Origin of the sequence: Pseudomonas kilonensis (assembly GCF_001269885.1) — a bacterium.
Classification (GTDB): Bacteria; Pseudomonadota; Gammaproteobacteria; order Pseudomonadales; family Pseudomonadaceae; genus Aquipseudomonas; species Aquipseudomonas kilonensis.
In genome coordinates, this window is the sequence record NZ_LHVH01000018.1 from 1 (window position 1) to 10,065 (window position 10,065).

Consider the following 10,065-nt stretch of genomic DNA (forward strand, 5'->3'; position numbering starts at 1 on the left):
GAGTGTGGGAGCGGGCTTGCCCGCGAAGACGGCGGCACATCCAACGCTGATGCAAGCTGATCCACTGCTATCGCGAGCAAGCTCGCTCCCACAGGAATTTGCAGTGGCCGCAAATCTGTAGATCGCCCCCGACCCAGTGTGGGAGCGAGCCTGCTCGCGATGACGGCGGCACATCCAACGTTGATGCAAGCTGATCCACCGCTATCGCGAGCAAGCTTTGCTCCCACAGGGATTTGCAGTGGCCGCAAATCTGTAGATCGTCACCGACTCAGTGTGGGAGCGAGCTTGCTCGCGAAGAGGGCGGCACATCCAACGCTGATGCAAGCTGAGCCACCGCTATCGCGAGCAAGCTTTGCTCCCACAGGGATTTGCAGTGGCCGCAAATCTGTAGATCGTCACCGACTCAGTGTGGGAGTGGGCTTGCCCGCGAAGACGACAGCCAATTCAAAACTGAACCACCGCCTTCGCGAGCAAGCTCGCTCCCACAGGAGAAACGCGGTCCCACCAAGAACCAGGTCGGCTACCAGGCCGCCTCGCGGTGGACGTTGATCTCGGCGCCCCGTTAACCACGCTGGCCGAACGCAGGCATTGTGGAGTGGGCATCCCGGCATGGATGCCGGGATAGCCGCGCTGGGCCATGGATGGCCCTTCGCGGCGGGCCCACGGAGCAATGCCGGAGTGAGGGCATGCCGAGCCTAGGCGAGGCACCAAGTGGTGGGGCAAAAGCGTTTTGCTTACTTTTGCGCTCTTCAAAAGTGAGCCGCTGTAAGAGCGGAACCGCCAGTCGCCGTTACCAAAAAAACGGATATACACACCACCCATCCAGAAAAACGCAAATAGATTCTTCCCCAAAAAAAGCCTCAACTACCCTCGCCAACAGCCAGAATAGTCGCCACCAACGCCAGAGCCCGAGGCACCAGCGTATCCAGTTCCAGATACTCACGATCGGTATGGACCTTACCCCCCACCGGCCCCAGCCCACACAGGGTCGGAATACCCAGGCTGGCAGTGAATCCAGAGTCGGCACAACCACCGGTGAACTCGCCCTCGACACTGAAACCCAGCGCCAGTGCTTCTTGTTGGTAGATGCGCAGCAGCCGTTCGCTGTGACAGGCCTCCATCGGCAGAAAGGTTGTCGCCTCCTTGAGGATGGCGCGGGTGCCAATCAGCTCTTCTTCCGCGACGATGCCCAGGATTGCGCTAAAAATCTGATCCCAGTGCTCGAGTTCGATAAAGCGCACGTCCAGCCGGGCAGAGGCGCTAGGCGCGACGGTGTTGCTGGAGGTGCCACCGTCTATCAGACCAACATTGGTCGTGATGCCTGCCGCGTAATCGGTCAAGGCATGCAGCTTGACGATCTTGCGTGCCAGGGCTTCGATGGCACTGGCGCCGTCGGCATGGTTGACCCCGGCATGCGCCGCGCGGCCGCTGACTTCGATGATCAGCGTGGCGCCGCCTTTGCGTGCGCTGACCACGTTGCCGCTGGCCCGGCCGGGTTCGGTATTGAGCACGGCACGCGCGCCACGGGCGGCTTTTTCGATATGGGTTCTGGCGCTGCCGGAGCCGATTTCTTCGTCTCCGGTGTACAGGACTTGCACCGGATAGGGCAACTCACCGGCGCGTTTGAGAGCCTTGAGCGCGAAGCAATTGAGCACCAGGCCGCCTTTCATGTCGGCGACGCCGGGGCCATAGGCGAGGTGGGCGTCACGACTGTAGCCGCGAGTCGAGGTGGTGCCTTTGGGGAACACCGTGTCGCGATGGCCCAGCAGCAGCACCGGCTTTCCAGAGGCGCCTGGTACTTCGGCGAGCATCACATCGCCAAAATCATCGACGGGCATGCGCTTGAGCAGGATGCCGTCGGCTTCCAGTTCAGCCGCGAGCAGTGCGCCCACCGCGTCGACGCCCGCCTTGTCATAGCTGTTGGAGTCGGTGTCGACGATACGCTGCAGCAGCGCTTCCATGGCGTGGCGCTGGCCGGCAAGCCAGTCCAGCGCCTGTTGTGGCGAGTCGCTCATTGCGCCTGCTCCCGCAACTGATGTTCCTGAGTCAGGCGTGCCGCGTCGTTGCCCAGGTCCCAGAACAGACCAGCCATGATTTGCAGGCTTTCCTTGACCACCGGTGCCAGCAGGTGCTCGTTCGGCGCATGTTGCGAGCAGGCCGGGTACGAGTGCGGCACCCACAATGTTGGCAGGCCGAGCACGTCCGCAAACACGTCGTTGGGCAGCGAGCCCCCGAGGTTTGGCAGCAGCGCAGGTTTTTTGCCGGTGGTCTGTGTCAAGGAGCTGAGGGCCCAATTGACCCACGGGCTTTGCGGGTCCAGCCGAGTGGCATGCATCACATCGATGCGGCTTTGCTTGACCTCGACATTGCTGAAGCCATGGGCATCCAGGTGGGCACGAACAGCCGGGATAAAGGTCGTGTAGTCGCTGTTCACCACGAAGCGGATATGGCAGTGGGCATTGGCTTTACCAGGGATCGCATGCACGGGGGCATCCGGGTTTCCGGTCTTGAAGGCGATGACGTCGAGGGTGTTCCAGCCGAATACTTTTTCGCTCAGCGAGAGCTGCGGGTTACCCCAGTTGGCGTCGATGTCCGGATCGCCCGGTCCGCCACCCACGTCAATGTCGGCCAGTGCCTGGCGAACCGGCTCCGGCAGTGTCTCGGGCTGCAGGCCTGCCACCTTCACCCGGCCCTGTTCATCGATCATGCTTGCGATGGCATTGGCCAGAATGATGCCAGGGTTGGCCAGCAAGCCGCCCCAGTTGCCAGAGTGATGGGCGCCTTCGCGCAAATTGACCACCAGCTCGAAGTTGAACACCCCGCGTGAGCCGAGAAAAATCGTCGGTCGGGATGCCGCCAGGCGTGGGCCGTCCGAGGCGATGAAAACATCCGCCGCGAGCTCTTCGCTGTGGGCGGCACAGAACGCATTCAAGCCCGGCGAGCCTTCTTCTTCGCCCATTTCCAGCAGCAGTTTGACGTTAAAACCCAGCTTGCCGTCGCGAGCCTTGAGCGTTTGTTCCAGCGCGGTCAGGTTGATCAGGTGCTGGCCTTTGTTATCCGCCGTGCCGCGGCCGTACCAGCGATCGCCTTCGACGGTGACTTGCCACGGTGACAGGCCTTCACGCCATTGCGCTTCATAGCCGCGCACCACATCACCGTGGCCGTAGCTCAGTACGGTCGGCAGTTCTGGATGCTCAATGCGTGTGGCGATCATGAAGGGGCCGCGATCCGCCACCGGGTTGTCATAGATCTTGACGCTGAAGCCCATGGCCTTGACATGCGGGGTGATGAAGTCATTGAGGTAGCGATACAACTCGGGCTGGCTGTCCGTTGCCTGGCTTTCGGTGGGCAAGGCGACGCTACGTTCGAGCAGATTGAAAAAGGCGCCGTTGTCGAATTGCTCTGTGGTGTTGCTGATGGCCAATGAACGACTCATGAGTGGACAAGCTCCAGTGTTTGGGCAGGATTGTCGTGAAGGTGGCAACGCACGTTGCCCCCGATAATGGAATCATTGGCCGGGTAGGCCGTTTTGCACGGTGCGAAGCAGCTCGGGCAACGCGGGTGGAAAGCGCAACCGGACGGCGGTGACATCGGATTGGGAAAGGTGCCGTGCAGGCCGATATCGGGAATGCCCAGGTGCGGATCGGGGGTGAGCACCGAATCCAGCAAGGCGCGGGTATAAGGGTGGCCGGGTTCAGCAAACAACGATTCGCGCGTACGTTCTTCGACGATGCGCCCCAGGTACATCACCGCTACCCGGTCGGCGAGGTGTTCGATGACCGCCAGGTTATGGCTGATCAGCAGGTAGGTCAGGCCGAATTCGCGCTTGAGGTCTTGCAGCAGGTTGAGAATCTGCGCCTGCACCGACACATCCAGTGCTGAGGTGGGCTCGTCGCAGATCAACACATCGGGACGCATGATCAGCGCCCGTGCGATCGCGACTCGCTGGCGTTGTCCGCCGGACAGCTGGCTCGGGTAGCTGTCGATCACCCGCTTGGGCAGGCCGACCACATCAAGCATCGCTTCGGTCTTCTTGCGCCGCTCGGCAGGGCTGCCGATGTCATGCACGATCAGCGGCAGGGTAATGATTTCGCGCAGTGTCTTGCGTGGGTTCAGCGAGGAATACGGGTCCTGGAATATCGGCTGAATGTGCCGGGACATTGCCTTGCGATCCGTCGCCGCCAGATGTCTGCCGTTGACCAGTACATCGCCGCTGGTAGGCGGCAGCAGACCGAGCAGTAGCTTGGCCAGGGTACTTTTTCCGCAACCGGACTCACCGACCAGACCGAGGGTCTCGCCCCGCATCAGACGCAGGGAAACGCCATCTACGGCTTTCAGGGTGGCGGCGGGTTTGAAAAAGCCCTGGTTGATCCGAAACTCGCGGCGGATGTCACACAGCTCCAAAGCGATGTCTTTTTTCATGACCATGCACGCTCCTGAAGGCGAATCGGTGCCGGGGCCGGTGCGGCGAACAGGCAGCGCGCCATGTGGCCGTCCTGCTCGACTTCGGGGATGTTTTGCGCGCAGGTAGGTATCGCCTGAGCGCAACGATTGCGGAACGCGCACCCTTGCTGTTCGCCTACCAGGCTTGGCACCAGGCCTGGAATCGAACCCAGCGCCTCACCCGGTTTGGTCTGGCCAGGGATTGGAATGCTGGCCAGCAGACCACGGGTGTACGGATGCTGCGGGTTCTCGAACAGTTGCAGGGCCGGGGCGGTTTCGACGATTTCCCCGGCATACATCACCGCGACCCGATCGGCGATCCGTGCCACCAGCCCAAGGTCGTGGGTGATGAAGATCACCGCCAGGCCGAGTTCTTTCTGAATGTCGCGGATCAAGCGCAGGATCTGCGCTTGAATGGTCACGTCCAGTGCCGTGGTTGGTTCATCGGCGATGATCAGGTCCGGTTCGCACATCAACGCCATGGCGATGATCACCCGCTGGCGCAAACCGCCAGACAGTTGATGCGGATACTGCCGCAAGCGCTCGGTGGCATTGCTGATGCCGACTTTCTCAAGCATCCGCCCGGCGCGAACCAGGGCCTCCTTGCGCGATACCTTGCGATGCCGGGTCAGCACTTCGCTGAGTTGATCGCCAATGCTGTAGGCCGGGTTCAGCGAGGTCATCGGTTCCTGGAAGATCATCGCCAGGCGATTGCCGCGCAGGTCGCACATGTGCCGTTCGCTCTGGCCGGTCATGTCGATACCGTCCAGCGTCAGTCGGGACGCAGTACGTTTGGCCTTGCGTGGCAACAGGTCCATCAGCGCCAGCGACGTCAAGGATTTACCGCAGCCGGATTCGCCGACGATGCACAGCATTTCACCGCGCTCGACTTCAAAGTTCAGGCCGCGCACAGCATGCAGCGTGTCATCCGGCGTTGGGCTGTTGCCCATGGGGATATCCACGCGCAGGTTTTCTACATGGAGTAGTGCCATGTTAGGTACCTTCTATCAGTTACGGCCGTCTATCAGTTACGGCCGTCGGGCAGGATCAGATCGCGCAGGCCATCGCCGACCAGGTTGATGCCCAGCACCAGAATCATCAGGGCGACACCGGGAATGGCGATGACCCACGGGGAAAAGAACATGTAGGGTTTGCCTTCGGCGATCATCAAGCCCCAGGACGGCGTCGGCGGCTGCACACCCACCCCGAGGAACGACAGTGCCGACTCCAGCAGGATCGCGTGGGCCATTTCCAGCGTTGCGACGACGATCAGCGCGCCGACCAGATTGGGCAGGATTTCGCTGACCAGAATGCGCAGGGTCGAGCAACCCAGCGCCTGGGCCGAGGCCACATATTCAGCATCGCGAATCTGTTGCACCGAAGCCCTGACCACCACCGCGAAGCGATCCCAGAGCAGGCAGCCGAGCAGCACAATCACCACTTTCAGCGAGCCGCCCATCAGCGAGGCCGAGGCCAGTGCGACCATCACGACCGGCATCGCCAGCCGGGTGGTGATCAGGTAGCTGATGAACGCATCGACCTTGCCGCCGTAGTAACCCGCCAACAGCCCCATGACGGTGCCGATGAAGCCGGAAATAAGCGCCGCCGCAATGCCGATGAACAGTGAAATACGTGCGCCGTAGAGCAGTCGTGACAGGTAATCGCGGCCCAGCTTGTCGGTTCCCAGGACGTATTCCCAGGTGCCGTTGGCCATCCATACCGGCGGCTTCATACGCAGCATCACGTCTTGTGCGTAAGGGTCATAAGGGGCCAGCCACGGCGCGAAGAGTGCTCCCGTGAAGATGATCAGCAACAACACCGTGCCGATGGCGAAACCACGATGACGAAAGCTCTTGCCAAGGACTCGGCTCAGGCTGCTGGGGGGTGGCAGGTAGTCATTGATCGCGAGGGTAGTGGGGGTGCTCATGTAAGCCTCCTAGCGCACGCGAATGCGCGGGTCGAGCAGTGCGTTGAGCACATCGGCCAGCAAGGTGAGGATGATGTAGATCACCGCAATCAGCAGGACCACGGCCTGTACCACCGGAAAGTCATCACGGGCGATGGCGTCCCAGGCGAGCTGTCCGATACCTTGCAGGGAGAACACGGTTTCGATCACTACCGAACCGCCGAGCATGAAGCCAAACTCCACCGCCGCCAGGGCGACGACCGGGATCAGGGCGTTGCGCAGTGCGTGCTTGAACAACACGCGGGCCGGGCGCAGGCCCTTGGCGCGGGCGGTGCGGATGTAATCGGAACTGAGCACATCGAGCATGCCGGCACGGGTCAGACGCATGATTGCCGGCGTCGCGTAATAGCCCAAGGCAATGGCCGGCATGACGAAGTGCAGCATCGTCGAGTTGCCGGACACCGGAAGCCACTTGAGCGTCACCGCGAACACCACGATCAACATCAGCGCAAACCAGAAACTGGGCATTGCCTGACCCAGCACGGCGATGCTCAAGGCCAATCGGTCAACCCAGGTGTCGCGTTTGACCGCGGCCAGCACACCCAGTGGAATCGCCACCAGCAAGGCGATAGCCAGCGCCATGGCACCTAACCCGAGGGTAATCGGCAAGCGGCTGGCGACGAGGTTGTAGACCGACTCCTGAAAGAAAAACGAGTTGCCCAGGTCCAGCCGCAACAAATCGCCCAGCCAGTTGAAGTACTGGGTCGGTAGCGGTTTGTTCAAACCGTACTGCACGCGGATCTGTTCGATCTGCTCGCTGGTGGCTTCCGGTCCGCCAATGGCCGTGGCCAGGTCGCCGGACAGGTGCAAAAGAGAAAAGCTGATCACCGACACGGTAATGGCAACGCAAATGGCGATGCCTAGACGGCGCAGAAGGAATCCAAGCATGGCAAGTTTCCTCATATCCAATGGATGACAGGTGTGAGGACGTGTCCGTGGTGCGGGTCAGTCCGCAGCCACGGCACCTCTCGATCAATCCGCTCGGTGGCGGATTACTTCCAGCTGGACTGAACGAAACGCGGCAGCTCATCCGGGTACGACGTGAACGCCAGCTCGGAGGTGTAGGCGTAGTTCATCGAGTAGTTGAACAGCGGCGCCCAGTACGCCTGTTCGCTGATGCGCTGCAACGCCTTGCGGTAGTTGTCCTTGCGCAATTGCGGGTCGAGGGCGTTGTCAGCGGTCTGCAACCAGCCCTGGACTTGCGGGTCTTTGATGTTGTCGTCCGGATTGCCCTTGAACCAGGTGCCCGCCGACGCCGAGGTGTCGAGGATCGAGAACGAGCCCCAGGCCTGAAACGACATCGGCACCTTGCCGCCACGTTGCTGATCGCGCAGGGCGGCGTACTTCAAGTAGCGCAGCTTGGCGTTGATGCCCACGGCCCGCAGGTTGCCGATGATGGCTTCGACGTAATCACGGTCGCGATAAGCGAAGATTTCTGTCTCGAAGCCATTGGGGTAACCGGCTTCGGCGAGCAGCGCCTTGGCCTTGGCCGGGTCGTAGTTGTAGACCGTGGCCGCGGTGGTATCGCAGCCGAACTGGCCTGGATAACAGGCCACCTGCAAGGGCTTGGCTTCGCCCCCCACCAATTGTGTGGCCAGCGCGTTGCGGTTGATCGCATGGTTGATGGCCTGACGCACCTTGAGCTGCTTCATCGGCGAGTTTTCCGTGGAGGTGCCTCGCGCATCAAGAATCAGGAAGCCAATGCGCATGGTTTCGCCGCTGGTCACGGTCAGGTTCGGCATACCTTTAAGGTCGACTGCCTGGTCCGGGGTTACACGCCACGTCCAGTCGACACCCTCGGTCATCAACTCGGCCAGGCGGGTTTCTGCATCCGGAATCACCCGGAACTTGAGATGGCCGATATGCGGCTTGCCTTGTGGGCTGTCCGGAAAGTAGTCCTTGTTGATCTCCATGGTCACGCCTTCGCCAGCCACCACCGACACGGCTTTATACGGCCCGGTACCCACTGGTTTGCGGCTGAATTCAGCCAGGCCGACCTTCTCGAAGTACTGCTTGGGGAACATCGGAACGGCGTTGGACAGGTATTCCAGTGCCGGAGGGAAAGGTTTTTTCAAATGCAGGCGGACGCTGTAGTCACCGGTTTTTTCGGCGCTCTTGATCCAGTCTACGTTTTGCACGGTAACGACTTTCGCTTCGGGCGACACCACGTAGTTGAGGGTGAACACCACGTCGTCGGCGGTGAAGGTGTCGCCGTTGTGAAATTTGACGCCTTTGCGCAGCTCAAAGTCGAGGGTGGTGTCGTCGACCTGCTTCCAGCTAGTGGCCAACATGGGTTTGTATTCGCCGCTGCTGGGGTCGCGGTAGATCAGGTTGTCCCAGATCAGCCGGCCGAGAATCACCCCTTCGCGCAAATCGTTGTGATAGGGGCTGATGTTTTCAGGCTCGCTGTCGGAAGCGTAAACCAGGGTGTCGTTGGCTTTACCGGCATGCGCCGGGAAACTGCTGATGAGGCCCATCAGCGCAATACTGCAGGCGAAACCTTTGATGCCCATGCCGTCGTCTCCGTTGGCGAGAGTGGTTGAATCAAAGGGCAGCGAATCGCAAATGCGTAGAAGGAGGATGAGAAGGTCAGGTCATGTTTTTTTGGTCTGGACACGAATGTAGGGAAAGGCTATCAATGCCACAAGAATAAAATTTCGATACTTGCATTGCCGAAAAGGCAATCCTTGGGGGCGCCGATGCAGCTGTATGGTGTGCAGTCCACGGCACTGCGTTATTTTCTGGAAGTCGCGCGATGCGGATCGATCAGCGAAGCCTCCGTGCGCTTGAATGTCGCCGCGTCAGCGGTGAGCCGACAGATTGCCAAGCTTGAGTTGGCCCTGGATGCCAGTCTGTTTGAGCGTCGCGCCCGAGGCATGGTGCTCAGCGAGGCGGGGGGGCGGCTGGCGGCCTATGCGCGCAAGTCGCAGCTTGAGGCCGAGCAGGTGGTGCTGGAGATTACCGAGCTGCATGGCTTGCAGCGGGGCCATGTGCACGTTGCCTGCTCGGAAGGGTTTGCACTGGAATACATGCCCAGGAGCATCAGCGCATTCAGGCGTGAGTATCAGGGCATTCATTTCACCTTGGAGGTCTGTGCGCCTGCCGAAGCGACCGAGAAGGTGCGTTCCGGCGAAGCCGATCTGGCGATGACCTTCAGCCTGACGCCGCAAAAGGAAATCAAGGTCGAACATGTCCTGAGCGGAGCGATTTTTGCCGTGGTCGCCAATTCCCATCCCTTGGCCGGGCGTGAAGCGGTCAGCCTCGCTGAGCTGCAGCCCTGGCCCATTGCGTTACCCAAGGCCGATACCACGATACGGCAGCTATTCGACATCTGTTGCGGTGTACAGGGGTTGTTGTTCGACCCGGTGTTGACCACCAACTACGTTGCCGCGCTCTATAGCTTCGTGCGCGAAGAAGGCGTTATCAGCCTGGCCAGCGAAATGACCTTGCAAAAGCAGGTGGCGGACAAGGTCCTGCAATGCGTGCCGATCCTCGACGAAGGCATGCAGGCACGCCGCATCGAACTGCAAAGCATGGCGGGGCGCAATCTACCGGCAGCGGTGTGTGCCTTCAGGGATTTTCTGATTGCGGATCTGGCGAAAGCCAAGCGTCTCTGAAAAGAGGCGTTCTGTGCGGTTCACGCAAGGCACATTGCG

Annotated in this window: 8 protein-coding genes; 1 reads left to right on the forward strand and 7 read right to left on the reverse strand. The window is 60.8% G+C overall.

Annotated elements, in window-relative coordinates; genetic code table 11:
- Positions 1-860: 860 nt before the first annotated feature.
- The 7 genes from AD662_RS11580 to AD662_RS11610 form a co-directional block, all read right to left on the reverse strand.
- Positions 861-2,015 carry a M20 family metallopeptidase gene (locus AD662_RS11580; protein ID WP_053187321.1) on the reverse strand — a complete coding sequence of 385 codons (1,155 nt, stop codon included), beginning with the start codon at positions 2,013-2,015 and terminating at the stop codon, positions 861-863.
- Positions 2,012-3,436, reverse strand: a complete 1,425-nt coding sequence (locus AD662_RS11585) for a M20 family metallopeptidase (protein WP_053187323.1) — start codon at positions 3,434-3,436, stop codon at positions 2,012-2,014. The genes AD662_RS11580 and AD662_RS11585 overlap by 4 nt, the downstream gene beginning before the upstream one ends.
- On the reverse strand, positions 3,433-4,422 hold the full coding sequence (locus AD662_RS11590) for an ABC transporter ATP-binding protein (protein ID WP_053178911.1): 990 nt from the start codon (positions 4,420-4,422) through the stop codon (positions 3,433-3,435). Before AD662_RS11590 ends, AD662_RS11585 begins: the two co-directional genes overlap by 4 nt.
- The gene (locus tag AD662_RS11595; RefSeq protein WP_053187327.1) at positions 4,419-5,435 is read right to left on the reverse strand and encodes an ABC transporter ATP-binding protein; all 1,017 of its coding nucleotides are present in this window, start codon (positions 5,433-5,435) and stop codon (positions 4,419-4,421) included. The genes AD662_RS11590 and AD662_RS11595 overlap by 4 nt, the downstream gene beginning before the upstream one ends.
- Positions 5,436-5,467: 32 nt before the next feature.
- Positions 5,468-6,370: an ABC transporter permease gene (locus AD662_RS11600; RefSeq protein WP_014338928.1), complete on the reverse strand. Its 903-nt coding sequence runs from the start codon at positions 6,368-6,370 to the stop codon at positions 5,468-5,470.
- Positions 6,371-6,379: 9 nt separating this feature from the next.
- Positions 6,380-7,297, reverse strand: a complete 918-nt coding sequence (locus tag AD662_RS11605) for an ABC transporter permease (RefSeq protein ID WP_014338929.1) — start codon at positions 7,295-7,297, stop codon at positions 6,380-6,382.
- A gap of 104 nt (positions 7,298-7,401) precedes the next feature.
- A complete protein-coding gene (locus AD662_RS11610) occupies positions 7,402-8,922 on the reverse strand; it encodes an ABC transporter substrate-binding protein (protein WP_053187329.1) in 1,521 nt (506 codons plus the stop codon).
- 186 nt (positions 8,923-9,108) lie between these two features.
- Between AD662_RS11610 and AD662_RS11615 the strand changes: the two genes are divergently transcribed.
- A complete protein-coding gene (locus tag AD662_RS11615) occupies positions 9,109-10,026 on the forward strand; it encodes a LysR family transcriptional regulator (protein ID WP_053187333.1) in 918 nt (305 codons plus the stop codon).
- Positions 10,027-10,065 lie beyond the last annotated feature (39 nt).

What these genes read in the sequence shown, in the direction of transcription:
- AD662_RS11580 (WP_053187321.1), bottom strand. Translation starts at nt 2,015, where the DNA reads ATGAGCGACTCGCCACAACAGGCGCTGGACTGGCTTGCCGGCCAGCGC.
- AD662_RS11585 (WP_053187323.1), bottom strand. Translation starts at nt 3,436, where the DNA reads ATGAGTCGTTCATTGGCCATCAGCAACACCACAGAGCAATTCGACAAC.
- AD662_RS11590 (WP_053178911.1), bottom strand. Translation starts at nt 4,422, where the DNA reads ATGAAAAAAGACATCGCTTTGGAGCTGTGTGACATCCGCCGCGAGTTT.
- AD662_RS11595 (WP_053187327.1), bottom strand. Translation starts at nt 5,435, where the DNA reads ATGGCACTACTCCATGTAGAAAACCTGCGCGTGGATATCCCCATGGGC.
- AD662_RS11600 (WP_014338928.1), bottom strand. Translation starts at nt 6,370, where the DNA reads ATGAGCACCCCCACTACCCTCGCGATCAATGACTACCTGCCACCCCCC.
- AD662_RS11605 (WP_014338929.1), bottom strand. Translation starts at nt 7,297, where the DNA reads ATGCTTGGATTCCTTCTGCGCCGTCTAGGCATCGCCATTTGCGTTGCC.
- AD662_RS11610 (WP_053187329.1), bottom strand. Translation starts at nt 8,922, where the DNA reads ATGGGCATCAAAGGTTTCGCCTGCAGTATTGCGCTGATGGGCCTCATC.
- AD662_RS11615 (WP_053187333.1), top strand. Translation starts at nt 9,109, where the DNA reads ATGCAGCTGTATGGTGTGCAGTCCACGGCACTGCGTTATTTTCTGGAA.